16 protein-coding genes are annotated in these 15,797 nt (G+C 66.7%); 9 read left to right on the forward strand and 7 right to left on the reverse strand.

Going from position 1 to position 15,797, the window contains the following annotated elements:
* Nucleotides 1-58 precede the first annotated feature (58 nt).
* The 7 genes from fabG (at nt 59) to QOD90_RS02985 (ending at nt 6,848) form a co-directional block, all read left to right on the forward strand.
* Nucleotides 59-799, forward strand: a complete 741-nt coding sequence (fabG, locus tag QOD90_RS02955; protein WP_526346504.1) for a 3-oxoacyl-ACP reductase FabG — start codon at nt 59-61, stop codon at nt 797-799.
* On the forward strand, nt 799-2,025 hold the full coding sequence (locus tag QOD90_RS02960) for a thiolase family protein (protein WP_526346506.1): 1,227 nt from the start codon (nt 799-801) through the stop codon (nt 2,023-2,025). The genes fabG and QOD90_RS02960 overlap by 1 nt, the downstream gene beginning before the upstream one ends.
* Nucleotides 2,022-3,215, forward strand: a complete 1,194-nt coding sequence (locus QOD90_RS02965) for an acyl-CoA dehydrogenase family protein (protein ID WP_526346508.1) — start codon at nt 2,022-2,024, stop codon at nt 3,213-3,215. The genes QOD90_RS02960 and QOD90_RS02965 overlap by 4 nt, the downstream gene beginning before the upstream one ends.
* A complete protein-coding gene (locus tag QOD90_RS02970) occupies nt 3,199-3,882 on the forward strand; it encodes a GntR family transcriptional regulator (RefSeq protein ID WP_526346510.1) in 684 nt (227 codons plus the stop codon). Before QOD90_RS02965 ends, QOD90_RS02970 begins: the two co-directional genes overlap by 17 nt.
* A gap of 76 nt (nt 3,883-3,958) precedes the next feature.
* Nucleotides 3,959-5,293, forward strand: a complete 1,335-nt coding sequence (locus tag QOD90_RS02975) for a flavin-containing monooxygenase (RefSeq protein ID WP_526346512.1) — start codon at nt 3,959-3,961, stop codon at nt 5,291-5,293.
* The gene (locus QOD90_RS02980; protein WP_526346514.1) at nt 5,290-5,901 is read left to right on the forward strand and encodes a TetR/AcrR family transcriptional regulator; all 612 of its coding nucleotides are present in this window, start codon (nt 5,290-5,292) and stop codon (nt 5,899-5,901) included. The genes QOD90_RS02975 and QOD90_RS02980 overlap by 4 nt, the downstream gene beginning before the upstream one ends.
* Nucleotides 5,898-6,848, forward strand: a complete 951-nt coding sequence (locus tag QOD90_RS02985) for an alpha/beta hydrolase (protein WP_526346516.1) — start codon at nt 5,898-5,900, stop codon at nt 6,846-6,848. Before QOD90_RS02980 ends, QOD90_RS02985 begins: the two co-directional genes overlap by 4 nt.
* Here the strand turns inward: QOD90_RS02985 and QOD90_RS02990 are convergent.
* From QOD90_RS02990 to QOD90_RS03020, 7 genes are read right to left on the reverse strand one after another with little or no spacing between them, the layout of a single operon-like run.
* The gene (locus QOD90_RS02990; RefSeq protein WP_526346518.1) at nt 6,808-7,629 is read right to left on the reverse strand and encodes a mycofactocin-coupled SDR family oxidoreductase; all 822 of its coding nucleotides are present in this window, start codon (nt 7,627-7,629) and stop codon (nt 6,808-6,810) included. The two genes, QOD90_RS02985 and QOD90_RS02990, sit on opposite strands and share 41 nt — an antisense overlap.
* Nucleotides 7,630-7,662: 33 nt before the next feature.
* Entirely contained in the window at nt 7,663-9,225 is a 1,563-nt protein-coding gene (locus QOD90_RS02995; protein ID WP_526346520.1) for a class I adenylate-forming enzyme family protein, read from the reverse strand.
* A complete protein-coding gene (locus tag QOD90_RS03000) occupies nt 9,218-10,789 on the reverse strand; it encodes a class I adenylate-forming enzyme family protein (RefSeq protein ID WP_526346522.1) in 1,572 nt (523 codons plus the stop codon). The genes QOD90_RS02995 and QOD90_RS03000 overlap by 8 nt, the downstream gene beginning before the upstream one ends.
* Complete coding sequence (locus tag QOD90_RS03005) at nt 10,779-12,269, reverse strand: class I adenylate-forming enzyme family protein (protein WP_526346524.1); 1,491 nt, start codon at nt 12,267-12,269, stop codon at nt 10,779-10,781. The genes QOD90_RS03000 and QOD90_RS03005 overlap by 11 nt, the downstream gene beginning before the upstream one ends.
* Nucleotides 12,269-13,048, reverse strand: coding sequence for an enoyl-CoA hydratase/isomerase family protein (locus QOD90_RS03010; RefSeq protein ID WP_526346526.1), 780 nt, complete (start codon nt 13,046-13,048; stop codon nt 12,269-12,271). Before QOD90_RS03010 ends, QOD90_RS03005 begins: the two co-directional genes overlap by 1 nt.
* On the reverse strand, nt 13,045-13,848 hold the full coding sequence (locus tag QOD90_RS03015) for an enoyl-CoA hydratase/isomerase family protein (protein ID WP_526346542.1): 804 nt from the start codon (nt 13,846-13,848) through the stop codon (nt 13,045-13,047). Before QOD90_RS03015 ends, QOD90_RS03010 begins: the two co-directional genes overlap by 4 nt.
* Nucleotides 13,849-13,862: 14 nt before the next feature.
* Nucleotides 13,863-14,693 carry an enoyl-CoA hydratase/isomerase family protein gene (locus QOD90_RS03020; protein ID WP_526346528.1) on the reverse strand — a complete coding sequence of 277 codons (831 nt, stop codon included), beginning with the start codon at nt 14,691-14,693 and terminating at the stop codon, nt 13,863-13,865.
* Nucleotides 14,694-14,815: 122 nt separating this feature from the next.
* Here QOD90_RS03020 and QOD90_RS03025 point away from each other — a divergent pair, with 122 nt between their 5' ends.
* Together QOD90_RS03025 and QOD90_RS03030 are read left to right on the forward strand one after the other, a co-directional pair.
* The gene (locus QOD90_RS03025) at nt 14,816-15,472 is read left to right on the forward strand and encodes a hotdog family protein (protein ID WP_526346530.1); all 657 of its coding nucleotides are present in this window, start codon (nt 14,816-14,818) and stop codon (nt 15,470-15,472) included.
* A gap of 1 nt (nt 15,473) precedes the next feature.
* The coding region (locus tag QOD90_RS03030; RefSeq protein WP_526346532.1) for a FadR/GntR family transcriptional regulator at nt 15,474-15,797 on the forward strand (324 nt) is incomplete at its 3' end.

Below are 15,797 nucleotides of genomic sequence, written 5' to 3' on the forward strand. Positions count from 1 at the left end.
TTGATACAAGAAATATCATATTTTATGTTGGACACACCGGACCCCTTAGGAGCATCACATGCCATTGCTTGACGGACGGACCGCGGTGGTCACCGGAGGCGCGCAGGGGATCGGCTACGCGATCGCCGAGCGCTACGTCGCCGAGGGCGCGCGGGTGGTGCTCGGTGATCTCGACCTCGCAGCCACCGAAGCGGCGGCCGAGAAGCTGGGCGGACGGGAGGTGGCGGCTGCGGTGCGCTGCGACGTCACCGACGCCGCCCAGGTCGAGGCCCTGATCGCCGCGGCGGTCGACACCTTCGGTGGCCTCGACGTGATGGTGAACAACGCGGGCATCACACGTGACGCCACCATGCGCAAGATGACCGAGGAACAGTTCGATCAGGTCATCTCCGTGCACCTCAAGGGCACCTGGAACGGCACCCGGCTGGCGGCGGCAGTGATGCGCGAGAACAAGAGCGGCGCGATCGTCAACATGTCCTCCATCTCCGGCAAGGTGGGGCTGCTCGGCCAGACGAATTACTCCGCAGCCAAGGCTGGCGTCGTCGGCTTGACGAAGGCCGCGGCCAAGGAGGTCGCGCACCTCGGTGTGCGGATCAACGCGATTCAGCCCGGTCTGATCCGCTCGGCGATGACGGAGGCCATGCCCCAACGGATCTGGGACGCCAAGCTGGCCGAGATACCGATGGCGCGTGCCGGCGAGCCCGAGGAAGTGGCCAAGGTCGCGCTCTTCCTTGCCTCCGACCTGTCGTCGTACATGACCGGCACCGTGCTCGAAGTGACTGGCGGCAGGCACATCTGATGGTCTCCGCACCTTCGACAGCCGTAATCTGCGAACCGGTCCGCACCCCGATCGGGCGCTACGGCGGCATGTTCACGTCGCTGACCGCCGTTGAGCTCGGCGTGGCGGCGCTCAAGGGACTGCTCGAGCGCACGGGCATCGTGCCCGATACCGTCGAGGACCTCATCCTCGGGCACTGCTATCCGAGCATGGAGGCGCCGGCCATCGGCCGTGTCGTCGCACTCGACGCGGGCCTGCCCGTGACCGTGCCGGGGATGCAACTCGACCGCCGCTGCGGTTCGGGTCTGCAGTCGGTCATCCAGGCCTGCCTGCAGGTCGCCACCGGACAGAACGACCTCGTCGTGGCGGGCGGCGCGGAGTCGATGAGCAACGTGGTGTTCCACTCGACCGACATGCGCTGGGGCGGTTCCCGCGGCGGGGTGAAGATTCATGACGCGCTGAACCGCGGCAGGACCACTGCCGGCGGGCGGGACTACCCGGTGCCGGGCGGCATGATCGAAACCGCCGAGAACCTCCGCAGGCAGTACGGAATCTCACGCGAGGAGCAGGACGAGTTGGCCGTCAGGTCGCACCAGCGCGCGATAGCGGCGCAGCAGGATGGGCTGCTTGCCGACCAGATCATTCCCGTGACGGTCAGCAGCCGTGCCGGCGATGAGCTGATCGACACCGACGAGCACCCGCGGGCCGACACCTCGGTGGAATCACTGGGCAAGCTCAAACCCATTCTGGGCAAGCAGGATCCAGAGTCCACCGTGACGGCGGGCAACGCCAGCGGCCAGAACGACGCGGCCTCGATGTGCATCGTTACCACCGTGGAGAAGGCCGCCGCGCTGGGGCTGACGCCGCTGGTGCGGTTGGTGTCCTGGGGTGTCGCTGGCGTAGCGCCCAACGTGATGGGGATCGGCCCGGTCCCTGCGACGGAGCTGGCGCTGGCCAAGGCGGGCCTGACGCTGACCGACATCGACCTCATCGAACTCAACGAGGCGTTCGCCGCTCAAGCGCTGGCGGTGCTGCGGGAGTGGAAGTTCACCCCCGCGGATCTGGAGCGCACCAACGTGCACGGCTCTGGAATCTCGCTCGGCCATCCCGTGAGCGCCACCGGCGGCCGGATGCTGGCGACGCTGGCGCGCGAATTGCACAGGCGTGAGGGCCGTTACGGCCTTGAGACGATGTGCATCGGCGGCGGCCAGGGGCTGGCCGCGGTGTTCGAGAGGGTGACCGCATGACCAAACTCGCGCAGACGGCAGGGCTGACCGACGTTCAGGCCGAGATCGTCGCCACGGTACGGCAATTCGTGGACAGGGAGGTCATCCCGAACGCCCAGGAACTCGAGCACGCGGATGAATACCCGCAGGCGATCGTCGACCAGATGTCGGAGATGGGGCTGTTCGGGTTGATGATTCCGCCAGAGTACGGCGGGCTGGGGGAGTCGCTGCTGACGTACGCACTGTGCGTCGAAGAGTTGGCGCGCGGCTGGATGAGCGTTTCCGGCGTCATCAACACGCACTTCATCGTCGCGTACATGATCCGCCAGCACGGCACCGACGAACAGAAGCAACGCTTCCTCCCGCGAATGGCGACGGGCGAGGTGCGTGGCGCGTTCTCGATGTCCGAGCCGGAGTTGGGTTCCGACGTCGCCGCCATCCGCACGAAGGGCTTGCGCAACGCCGACGGCGACTACACGATCAACGGCCAGAAGATGTGGCTGACCAACGGTGGCAGCTCCACCCTCGTTGCCGCGCTTGTGAAAACCGATGAGGGAGCTGACAAGCCGCATCGCAACCTCACGGCGTTCCTGATCGAGAAGCCCGCTGGTTTCGGCGAGGTACTTCCAGGACTGGTGATCCCAGGCAAGATCGACAAGCTCGGCTACAAGGGCATCGACACCACCGAGCTGATCTTCGACGGGTATCGGGCCCCGGCCGCCGACGTCCTCGGTGAACTGCCGGGGCAGGGCTTCTTCCAGATGATGGACGGCGTCGAGGTCGGCCGCGTCAACGTGTCGGCCAGGGCGTGCGGGGTGGGCATCCGGGCGTTCGAACTGGCGATCCGCTACGCGCAGCAGCGCGCGACGTTCGGCAAGCCCATCGCCGAGCACCAGGCCATCGCCTTTCAATTGGCAGAGATGGCGACCAAGGTCGAGGCGGCCCATCTGATGATGGTCAACGCCGCCCGGTTGAAGGACTCCGGCGAACGCAACGACGTCGCGGCAGGGATGGCGAAATACCTTGCCAGCGAATACTGCTCGGAGGTGACCGAGCAGAGCTTCCGCATCCACGGTGGCTACGGCTACTCCAAGGAGTACGAGATCGAACGCTTGATGCGCGATGCCCCGTTCTTGTTGATCGGTGAGGGCACCAGCGAGATTCAGAAGACGATCATCAGCAAGAGTCTGTTGCGTGAGTACAAACTCTGACCCGGACTTCGCGGCCCGCCCGCAGCTCTCCGACGACGTCGGGCGTTATGTGCGGAGGCGGATCTTCAACGGCACGTACCCGGCGGGCGAGTACTTGAGACTCGACCAACTCGCGCTCGAACTCGGTGTCAGCGTGACACCCGTGCGTGAGGCCCTGCTGAATCTGCGTGCCGAGGGCCTGTTGGAGCTGTTGCCGCGCCGAGGCTTCATGGTGCTCGAGGTGACGGCGCGGGACGTCGCCGACGTGGCGAACGTGCAGGCCTTCATCGGTGGTGAACTCGCGGCGCGAGCCGCCGAGAACATCACCGACGAACAGCTTTCGGAGTTGCGGGCCATCCAGGACCAGCTGGAAGAGGCCTACGGCAGCAACGACCTCGACCACATGGTGCGGCTGAACCACGAATTCCACCGGTTGATCAACGTGGCCGCCGACTCGCCGAAGCTCACCCAGTTCATGTCGGGCATCACGCGGTACGCGCCCGAGTCTGTCTTCCCGACGCTGTCCGGGTGGCCGAAGCAGTCGACGAGGGACCACCGTCGCGTCATCGCCGCGTTCGAACGGCGCGACGCCGGCCGCGCGCGGTCGGCGATGGCCGAGCATTTCACCGTCGGTGTGGCACCGTTGACCGAGCACCTCGTCGAGCGCGGGGTCATCGTCACACGTTGAGAACGCGACCGCGCCGTCATTTGACAGACGTCAGAATTCGTTGACGTACGTCAAACCCGCTGTTAACGTCCCGACGGTGGACCGATCTCTCCCACGCACCGCCATCATCGGTGCGGGCATCAGCGGGTTGACCGCAGGCAAGGCGCTCAAGGACTACGGCGTCCCGTACACCACGTTCGAGACGTCCGATCGAATCGGCGGCAACTGGGCGTTCGGCAATCCCAACGGGCACAGCAGCGCATATCGGTCCCTACACATCGATACGTCCCGGCAGCGGTTGTGCTTCAAGGACTTTCCGATGCCCGAGCACTACCCGACGTTTCCTCACCACACCGATATCAAGGCCTACCTCGATGAGTACGCCGCCGCATTCGGACTGCTCGACGGCATCGAGTTCGGAAATGGCGTCGTCACCGCGCGACGTGCCGACGGCGGCGGCTGGGACATCACCGACCAGCGCGGCGCCACGCGCCCGTTCGAGCTTCTGGTCGTCGCCAACGGACATCACTGGGACCCGCGGTTCCCCGACTTCCCCGGCACGTTCGACGGGGTGACGATCCACTCGCACCACTACGTCGATCCTCAGACGCCGCTGGAACTGACGGGCAAGCGCATCCTCGTCGTGGGCCTCGGCAACAGTGCAGCCGACATCACCGTCGAGTTGTCGTCGAAGGCGCTGCAGAACACCGTGACGTTGTCGACTCGGTCGAGCGCGTGGATCGTGCCGAAGTACCTCGCGGGCAAACCGGGCGACACGCTGTGGCGCACCACGCCCTATCTACCGCTGTCCTGGCAACGCAAGGCGCTGCAACTCGTCGCACCGGTGATGGGTATCGATCCACGCAACTATGGTCTGCCCGCGCCGAATCACGAGCTGTTCGAAGCACATCCGACGCAGTCCGTCGAACTGCCACTGCGGCTCGGCTCCGGTGACGTCATCCCCAAACCCAACGTGTCACGGCTGGACGGGGACACCGTGCACTTCACCGATGACACCGCCGATCAGTTCGACGTGATCATCTACGCCACCGGCTACAACATCACGTTTCCCTTCTTCGACCGGGATGTCATCAGCGCGCCGGGCAATCAGATCCGGCTCTACAAGCGCATGTTCAAGCCAGGGTTCGACGATGTGGCGTTCGTCGGCTTCGCACAATCGGTGCCGACGCTGTTTCCGTTCGTGGAGTGCCAGTCGCGGCTGCTCGCCGCCTACGCCGTCGGCCGCTACGCCCTTCCCTCGGAAGCCGAGATGGAACGCGTCATCGACGCCGACCAGAAGCTCTACACCGGCCACTGCACCGACAGTGCCAGACATACCCAACAAGTCGACTATTTCCACTACGAACACGACGTACGGACCCGCGAACTGCCCGCGGGTCTCAAGCGCGCACGGCGATTGGCGCGAGTGTGAGGTCGCAGACCGATCGCCGGCCACCGCAGCGCAGCGACCTCCGCCGCGAAGCCATCCTCGACGCGCTCGATCGTTGGCTGCTCGAGTCGAGTCTGGACGCCATCAACATCGCCGAGATCTCCAAGCAGGCGGGCGTCACCCGATCGGCGTTCTACTTCTACTTCGAGAACAAGGGCGCGGCCGTCGCGGCACTGATGGAGCGCATCCTGGACGCCACCTTCGCCGTGAACGATGCCTTCACCGCAGCGTCGGATCCGCCGCGGCAACGGATCTACACCATGCTCGAGGGGCTGTTCTCGACGTGCGAGGCACATCGCCACCTCTTCGGCGCCATGCTGGAGGCGCGCGGTTCCAACGCGTCGGTCCGCGACATCTGGGACTCCGCCCGCGAGTCCTTCGTGGAGTCGGTCGCCGCGATGATCCGCGCCGACCGCTCCGCTGGGCGGGCACCAGACGGGTTGGACGCCGAGGTGCTGGCGTCGGTACTGCTGGAGTTCAATGATCGTCTGCTGGAACGACTCACCCTCGGCGGATCGCTGAGCAGGCAGCAGTTGATGGACGGTGCCGCCACCATCTGGTTGAACACGATCTTCGGGGGGACGGCATGAGCTTCGACGACGTCACCTTCCGATCCGGCGACGTGGCCGCCCACGCCTGGCACTTCCACGGCCAGGGCGATGGTCTCGTTGGCCACGGCGGCCGCCCCATCGTCGTGATGGGGCACGGGTTCGGTGGCACGAAGGATGCGGGGCTACAGCGGTTCGCCGAACGCATCGGTGCCGCGGGCATCGACGTGCTGGCCTTCGACTACCGCGGTTTTGGTGCATCGGATGGCGAACCGCGGCAATCGATTTCGATGAAGCGCCAGATGCAGGACTACCACGCCGCGGTCGACGCCGCGAGGTCACTCCCCGGGGTGGACGCTTCCCGGATCGCGATCTGGGGTACCTCGCTTTCGGGCGGTCAGGTCATCCACGTCGCCGCTGATCGTTCCGACGTGGCCGCGGTGATCGCGATGACGCCGTTGACGAGTGGGGTGGCGGCATGTCGCGCCTCGCTGGGCTCGCGCGGCGCATCCACCGCCTTGCGGTGGCTGGCGTTGGGAGTGGCCAGCCGCATTTCGATGGCCCTCGGTGGGAGACCAAAGTTGATGCCGTTGGTATCGCGACCGGGCGAACCAGGGGCGCTTGCGCTGGACGGCGCTTACGAGAGTTACACCGCCATGGCGGGTCCCACCTGGCGCAACGAGGTCGACGCCGCGGTCGGTTTCGAATTGGGCTCGATCCGAACCACCTCATCGGCCAAGCGATTGCGCAGCCGACTGTTGGTGCAGATCGCGGACTTCGACCGATACGTGCCAGCCGATTCCGTCGTCAAGACGGCGGTGCACGGCAGGGCAGAAGTGCACCACTACCCGTGCGACCACTTCGACGTCTGGCCCGGCCACGACTGGTTCGAAAAGGTGGTGGGTGACCAGATCGCGTTCCTGACCCGGGTTCTCGCTTCTGCCGAGGTCAGTACTGGGTCGCGCCCTGGTCGATCGACATCGCGGTAGCGGTCACCAGCTTCGACTCGTCGCTGGCGAGCCAGAGCACCGCGTTGGCGATGTCTTCCGGCTCGGCCATCCACGTCGGGAGGAACGGCGTGATCATGTGGGCCAACTGGGGGTTGGACTCCATGGTCCGGCCGATGGCGCCGACCATGTCGCCGGATCCCATGTCGGAGTTGACCGCCCCGGGGTGCACGCTGTTCACCCGGATCGAATGCTTCCCGAGTTCGGCGGCGAAGGCCCGGGCCATCCCCGTGATCGCGTGCTTGCTGGCGGTGTAGTGAATCATGAACGGCTGCATCTTGACTCCGGCCGCCGAGCTGATCAGGATGATGGACCCGCCGCGGCCGCCGTCGATGATCTTCTGAGCGCCTGCCATCACGGAATTCCACGTTCCGGTCACGTTGATGTCCATCACGTCCCGGAACGAGTCGGGCGTGATCTCGTTCCAGACCTGTGGTACCGCGATTCCCGCGTTGGCCACGATGACGTCGAGGCGGCCCAGTTCGGTGACCGCCGCGTCGACCGCCTCGCGTAGTCCGTCGTAGTCCCGCGTGTCGACCACGGAGGCGATGATGCGGCGACCGGTGGCCTCCACCAGACGCACCGTCTCGTCCAGCTGTTCCGGTGTCGCCGAGTCGTAGGGGACGCAGTCGGGCAGTTTGCCCGCGATGTCGACCGCGATGACGTCGGCGCCTTCGGAAGCCATCCGGACCGCATGCGCGCGCCCCTGCCCCCGTGCGGCGCCGGTGATGAACGCCACCTTGCCCTCGAGCCGACCCGCCATCCAATGCTCCCTCTGCTTGTCCGATGTGATGAGCTACGGCCCCAACGTGTCGCTGGCACTGAGCATCTTCCGAAGTCGACCGACGTCGACCTTACCGGTCGAGCCGCGTGGCACCGCGTCGTCGGAATCGAGCAGCACCCACACGGTCGGGACCTTGAACGCGCTGAGCACTGCCTTCGCCGCGGCGCGCACCGCCACCGGCGTTGCCGACGCGTCACACACCACGACGGCACCCACCCGGTCGCCCTGTTCCGTCGGCACGTTCGTCACGAAGGCACCGCGGACGCCGTCGATGGTGCGCAATGCCCGCTCCACCTCGCTGGGGTAGACGGTGGCACCGCTGACCTTGAACATGTCGTCGGACCTGCCGTGATAGAAGAGGAAGCCGTCGTCGTCCAGATGACCGAGGTCACCGGTGGGGTAGAAGCCGTCGACGGTGAAGAGGTCTTCCCGGCTGCGCCTGCAGATTCCGCGAAGTGTGTTCGGACCGCGGATCTGGATCTGCCCGGTGGTTCCAGCGGCCACGGGTGCCCCGTCGTCGACGTCGACGATGCGAACCTCCATGCCGGGGAACGGCTTTCCGCAACTACCCCACGCCGACTCGGGCATGTCGGTGTCGGCACGATATCCGCAGTACGGCCCGAATGCCTCGGTCATGCCGAACAGGTTCACCCTGGCGCCGGGGCGGCCTCGGTGCTCGGGGGCGAGCAACGCGTCCAGACTTCCCGGCTGAAGGGCAGAGAGGTCGGCGCCAATCGAACTCGCCTCCCTGGCAAGTGCTTCGGCCTGGTCGGGCCAGCCGCGGAACAACGTGACACGCTCTCGTTCGAGCAGCCGGAGTGTCGCCGCGGGGTGTGGCGAGGGTTCGGTGACCAAGGTCGCGCCTGCGACGAGGACTGACAGCACCCCGCTGCCGAAGCCGCCGACCCAGAAGAACGGCATCGGAAGGTACAGCCGGGTATCGGCATCGATGCACCGCGGCTCCAGGCTGGATCGCACGGCGCTCAGAGCGTTGCCATGGGAGTGGATGACGCCCTTCGGCATACCGCTGCTGCCGGAGGTGAACATGACGACGAGCGGATCACTGGGTGACACGCCCGCCGCCAGCTCCCGAACGACCGAACTCGGAGCGCCCGGCATCGTCGTCAACGCCTCGCACGTCCAAACCTGGCGTAGTGCAGGTAGTTCCGGGTGCTGGACGACGGACCGGTCCAGATCGGACACCCGCAGCTCGGTGCGGATCTCCTCGACATAGCGGTGACCCCGGAACTCGTCGACGGACACCAGGTAGGTCACCGACGCCACCCGCAGCTGGGCCATCAGTTCCCGCGGCTGCAACAGGGTGCTCAGCGGAACCAGCACTGCACCGATCCGGGTCAGCGCAAGCGCGAGCTGAACCCACCGGACTCCGTTGGGTGCGAGCAGGCCGACCCGGGTGCCCTTGCCGACCCCGGCCTCGACGAACGTCGCGGCGAGGTCCATTGTCGTGGAATCCAATTCGCCGTAGCCGATCCGGGTGGTCGGGTCGATCACCGCCGGTTTGAGGGGATAGTCGGACGCTCGGAGTCGCAGCAGTCGGTCCACCGTGTCAGGCATCGAACATGTTCCTGAGCTGGCGGGTGTCGACCTTGCCGCTGGCGAGCAAGGGGACCTCGGCTGCGGTCAAACCCCTGAACCGGCGGGGAATCTTGTAGGCCGACAATTGCGATGACAGCAGTATGCGCAAACGGCTCTCGTCGAAGGGCGACGAGTCCTCGACCACGACGGCCGCCGCGACGACCTCACCGCGTTCGCGATCGGGGATGCCCACCACGTGGGCGACCGTGCCGCCGGTCACGGCGGCGATGACCCGTTCCACCTCTGCCGGTGACACGTTCGCCCCTGCGGTCTTGTTCATCGCCCCCCGCCGCCCAAGGAAGTAGACGAAACCGTCGACGTCCATGCACGCCAGGTCGCCGGTCGCGAACCACCCGTCGGCGTCGAAGCTCTCTTCACGGCTACGTCGGTAGTAGCGCTGCATCAGATGCGGACCGCGGATGCGGAGTTCGCCCGCGGCGCCCGCCTCGACTGGGCGCCGCGTGTCGGGATCGATGATGGCGACCTCGAACCCGGGTGCCGGGAGTCCGAACGACCCGCGCCGGTATTCGGGTTGATCCGATTCGTCTCCGCAAATGAGCAGCGTGCCGCCGGCTTCGGTCATGCCAAGCATGTTGTGCCGCAGCTCGGGGTCCGCCGGGCGGACGTCTGGCGGCATGATCGGGTAGAGGTTTCCGCGGCGCATCGACGAAAGGTCGCGCGTGGGGAAACTTTCGTGGCGGGCGAGGTGTGCCACCGTTGCGGCGAACCCGTTTGTCACGGTGGGGCGCTCCGCCTCGAGTAGATCGAGCGTGTCGGCGGGATCGGCGGCATTCGAGCAGACCAGGGTGGCGCCCGCGACGATGGTCGCGAGCAGGCCGAAGGCAAGCCCGCCCACCCAGAAGAACGGCGAATTGCAGAACAGGACGTCGCCGGACGACAGCCCGCGAACGTCGTTGAGGTTGTGCTGATGGGTCAGTAGCGAGGCGTGGGTGTGGATGGCGCCTTTCGGCGCACCCGTCGATCCCGAGCTGTAGACGATGGCCAGTGGGTCCGAGCCGTCGACGTCCTCCTCCACTGCGGCCAGCAGAGCCCCGTCGACCGTATCGGCGAGCCGAGCCACGTCGTCGAGGGCGAACACCACGTAACGCAATTGCGGTGCGGTAGGGCAGAACAGCCGCCGCGTTACGCCGAAGTGGTCGGTCCCGAGCACCTCGCGGCACCGACTCTCGTAGTCGTGCGAACGGTACGACGGGGTGGCCAGCAGGACGGTGACGTCGGAGCCGGCGAGTTGCTCGCCGAGTTCCCTGGCCGTGGCGAAGGTGGGGAACGGGATCGCGACGGCGCCGATCCTGGCGACGGCGAGCAAGCCGACGACGAAGTCGGGACCGTTCGGATGGAGCAGACCGACGTGGGTGCCCTTGCCGACGCCAAGGGCGACGAGCCCGCGAGCCGCCCGCGCCGAAAGACGGTCGGCGTCCGCATAGCTCAGCCGCTCCTCGTCACAGACCAGAAGTGGGTGCGCGTTCCGGAGCTGCGACTGGCGCTTGATGACTGCGGCGACGGTCGGACGTTCAGCCGGCATGGCCGGCTCTGCCATCGGCCACCGCGTCGGCGAAGTGGCGTTTGACGTCGCTCAGGTCCGCCTTGCCCGACGGAGTCCGTGGGATGGCTTCGACGATGGCGATTGCGGTCGGTATCTCGTACGGCGCCAGGCGATTGCGCAGGAACGTCATCAGCTCCTCTGCGGTGGCGGCATCGCGGAGTTCGACCATCGCCACCGGGGTCTCGCCGAGGCGCTGGTCCGGCTGTCCGACGACCGCCGCACCCCGCACGGCGGGATGGTTCTCGAGTGCCGTCCGCACGTCGTCGGGCATTACCTTGAAGCCGCCTCGGATGATCGCCTGATCGGCACGGCCGAGGATCCACAGGAAGCCGTCGGCGTCGAGGTACGCCTCGTCGGTGGTCCGGATCCAGTCGGTCTCGGCAGGCATCTGGCCCGGCTTCACCTCGAGCAGTCCGGACTCACCGGTCGGCAGCGCCGCACCCCGGTCGTCGACCACCCGGAGTCGTGCACCCAAGGTTGCCCGACCCACGCTGCCGCGCTTGGACTTCCAGAACCTCCGGTGGTCGGCCAGTGTCCAGCCCGCTACTCCGCCGCCGAATTCGGTGGCGGCATAGGACGTCAGAACGGGGACACCGAACTTCTCGGTGAACGCGTCGGCGTCGTCGGCCGACAGTGGCGCCGTTCCCGAGGTGACGGCGCGCAAGCCGACCAGATCGTCGCGAGTCAAGTCGGACTGCAGGACGGTCCGCAGCGCGGCGGGCACCAGCGACACGGCCTTGGGCCGGTGCGCGCGAACGGCTTCGATCCAACTGCCGAGTTCGAAGCGTGGCAGCAGGACGAAGGGGCGGGCCTCGGTGACGCACTGCAGCACTCGGAAGACCCCACCGATGTGGACGAGCGGCGCGTTGACGATGGCGACGCCGTGGCGCGGCGAGGTAGGTGCCGGGGTCGACGCGGGGTCGGTGCCGAGCACGCTGCGGGCGAGCATGTCGTAGGTGAGGTCGATCCGCTTCGGTGGCCCGGTGGTACCGCTGGTCAACATTCGCACGGCGACGCCGCAGGGGTCGGCGTCGGAAGGCGCTGCGGCACAGAGCGTGGAGGTGGGTGGTTCATCGAGGCTCGAGATCGCGACGACCGACCTTCGATCAGATGGCGTGACCATCGTGGCGATGTCGTCCGCGGTGCCGACGACGATGGGCAGCGCGAGGTCAGCGACCTCGGACCTGGTGCGGTCGTCGCCCCGCGCCGGATTGATCACGACCAGGGTGCCGCCGGTGAGTACGATACCGAGAACGGTGGCGACGTGAGCGGGGCTGTTGCGCAACAGAACTCCCACCTGCACGCCGCTCGCGCCGTGGTCCGCGATGAGCGCCGCGATCCGGTTTGCCTGGTCGCCGACGTCGCGCCACGACCACCAGCGGCCCTCGAACTCGATCGCGGGGGAGTCGGGCGCCAACCGCAACACCTCGGCGATCCGTCGGCTGAGCGGATGCTCCATCAGCGGATCCTCGGCGGCCGCGGCGGCCGTTCGGGGTCGAGCTCGGCCTGCCCGAGGGGGTTCCCGAGACGGGTGTAGATCAGGCCCTGGTCGAGTGCCGCGCGGTACGGCTTGTCGAGTGATTCCCAGATGGCCTTCACGGTGCCCTGCGTCGCCGAGGTCGGATGGGCCGCGATCGCCGTGGCGATCTCGTCGGCTCGGTTCCACAGTTCATCTCCGGCGACCACCTCGGAGACCAAGCCGATGCGAAGCGCAGTCTGCGCGCCGACACGTTCGTCATTGCCGGTCAACGCCATTCGCAGGGTCTCGCCGAGTCCGATCCTGCGCATCAGCCCGATGGGTTCCAGGGCCGAGACCAGACCGGCGCTCACGTGGGAGTCGAAGAACGTGGCGTCGGTGGAGCAGAGCACGACGTCGGATTCGTTGACGAAGTAGAACGCTCCCGCCGTGCACATGCCCTGAACGGCGCACACCACGGGCTTCCACATCTTCTGCCACTTCGGGCTGAGCAACTCGCCGGGATCCTCGTGGTTCCATACGTTCGAGGGCTGGCCGTAGGCCGAGGTGACGTCCAGACCCGCGCAGAAGGCTCGGTCGCCACTGGCCCGCAGGACCACGGCATTGACGCGGTCGTCCAGCTTGACGATCCGCCAGATGCCGGCCATCTCCTCGCACATCGTCCGATTGAAGGCGTTGAGCCGTTCGGGCCGGTTGAGCGTGATGGTGGCGACGTGGGTGGTCTCGTTCACGTCGAACAGGACGGTCTCGAAGGCGGTCACTTGCACTGCCAGTTCGGCGTCCGCTTCTCGACGAATGCCCTCGGCCCCTCCAGGGCATCCTCGGTGCGCAGCACGCGCTCTCGGAACGTCTCGGCGAGGATTTCGGCTTCGTGCAGCGGTAGGTCGAGTGACTTGTGAATCGCGAGGCGGGTGCCCCGGACCGCCAACGGCGCATTGGAGTTCACCATGTCGGCGATCTCGTGAGCGCGTTCGAGGAGTCGGTCGTGTTCGACGACCTCGCTGATCATGCCGAGGTCGTAGGCGCGCTGCGCAGTGATCCGCTCGTGCTTGCCCACCAGTGCGGCACGCAACGCGATGTTGCGGGGCAGCACCCTGGCCAGGCGCACCATCTCTCGCCCCGCGACCAGGCCGATGCTCACGTGCGGGTCGAAGAAGTTCGCCTTCTCGGACGCGATGACGATGTCACCGGTGGTGACCCAGTCCAGTCCGGCGCCGCAACAGATTCCGTTGATCGCGGCCAATACCGGCTTGGTCATGCGTCGGAACGGCGGCGTGCCTTCCTGCGGCGCCTCCCACTGGTCGTAGGTCGACAAATAGGGCCGCTCGTTGATGACCTTGCCGTCGCCGGGGATCTCCTTGACGTCGGCGCCGGTGCAGAAGGCTCGGCCGGTGGCGGTGACGATCAAGAGCCAGACGTCGTCGTCGTTCTCCGCGGCGTCGTAGGCGGTGCGCAGTTCGGTGATCATGGGTGGGCTCAGCGCGTTGAGCGCATCGGGACGGTTGAGCGTGATCGTCGCCGTGTGGCCGCTGACCTCGTAGGTGATCGTGTCGAACGACATCGCTGTCCCTTCGGTCATCGGCCGTGAAAGTTCGGCGCGCGGCGCTCGCGAAAGGCTGCCAAGCCTTCTTTGAAGTCCGTTGTACGACAGGCGAGTTCCAGGTTGTAGAGCTCCTGGGTCATCGTCTGCTCCAGCGTGGCGTGCTGGCCTGACCGGATGGCTTGCTTGGCAAGGCCGATCGTCACCGTTGGTCCGGACGCCAACCGGCTCAACAGGTCCTCGCCGATCCGGTCCACCTCTGCCGTGCCGACCGATTGGTGGATCATGCCCCAGTCGGCGGCATTCGCTCCGCTGACCTTTTCGCCGAGCAATAGCATTCGCCTCGCCCTGGCCAGGCCGACCAGCCGGGGCAGGAGCCAGGATGCGCCCGAGTCCGGGCTGAACCCCCGCTCGACGAACGGTTCCCAGAACACCGCATCGTCTGCTGCGACGGTGAAGTCGGCGGCCAGGGCCAGGTTGCACCCGAGGCCCACTGCCCAGCCTCGGACGGTGCACACCACCGGCAGTGCGACGTTCCCGACGAGCTCGATGACCCGGTGCGCGGTCAGGGGGATCCGTCGAACCAGATCACCGGTTCGTGGGCGGACGCCGCCGCTGTTGGTGGCCACCCAGTCCGCGCCCGCGCAGAAGTCATCGCCGGACCCGGTGACGTGGATCGCCCGCAATCCGTCGTCGGTGGCGGCTTCGGCGAGTGCGTCGACCAGGCTGGCGATCATCGTCTGGCTCAGGGAGTTACGCCGTTCCGGGCGGTCGAGCACCAGGCGCAGAATGGGCCCGTCGCGGGACACGGTCACCGAGCCGCCGGCGTGATCCGATCCGGCTTGCGAATCGTCCTCTTGACTCACCCTCGGGTCCGCCCTTCCGATTCGTTATGGATAACCCTACAGTAGGCGATACGATTGCTATCTCGTGAAAGTTAGCAAGGAAAGCGCGCCGATGGAAGATCGGTGACCAACGGGGGTGACGTGTGACCGAGGCGCCGCGGTTCGGCGAGAAGCCGTTGTCACAGACCATCGCGGCCGCGGGGGCCCTGCGCCGACTGACCGGACTGCTGCTCAGCCTCGAGAACGACCACCCGACAGTCGACGCGATGCTCGTCCGGTGCGCCGAGTGGGAGAACGAACTGATCGACGCCGTGCCACCGGACAGCGCACCAAGGATCGGTGCCGACGGGGACGGTAGTCGCAGGCTCTACCTGGACCACGCCTTCGACGTCGGCGCATACAACCCATGCTTCCCCGAATACCGGTTCGACCGGATCGATGCCGACGTGGCGTCCGGCAGCGTCTCGTTCCCGCTCGTCTACGAAGGCCCGCCCGGGCTGGTCCATGGCGGCTTTCTCGGTGTGTTCTTCGATTGCGTTATACAGCAGCATAATTGCGCGACCAGGCTGTCAGGCAAGACACGTTCACTGAACGTCAGATACCGACGACCGACACCGATCCTCACCGAGCTGCGGTTCGCAATCGTTCGTTCCGAGAGCGAACGCGCACTCACTTCGACCGCGACGCTGGAGCTTGGCGGCGAGGCGCTGTGCGTTGGTGCGGTGGAGACGGTGGCACTGCCGGCGGAGAAGCTGACGGGCGCTCAGTTCGGCGCCCGCCGACCAGGCGTGGGGCAGTGACGTGGTCGGCCAGCGCATTCGTCAACCCAGGGTCGCGGAACTGGTCGCCTCACGCCTACGCGACGACATTCTGTCTGGCCGACTGAAGGAGGGCGACGTGCTGCCCTCGCAGGAGACTCTGTTCGGAGAGTTCGGGGTCAGCCCGCCCGCGGTGCGCGAGGCCATCCATCTCCTCGAGACAGACGGGCTGGTCTCCGTCCGTCGAGGCAATGTCGGCGGCGCGGTCGTGCACTTGCCGTCGGCGCAGCAGACCGCGCTGGTAATCGGCATGGCGTTGCAGTCACGCGAGTCCACACCCGCCGACGTCAGTGACGCCCTCGTGCAT

Source organism: Mycobacterium sp., from assembly GCF_032161845.1.
Classification (GTDB): Bacteria; Actinomycetota; Actinomycetes; order Mycobacteriales; family Mycobacteriaceae; genus Mycobacterium.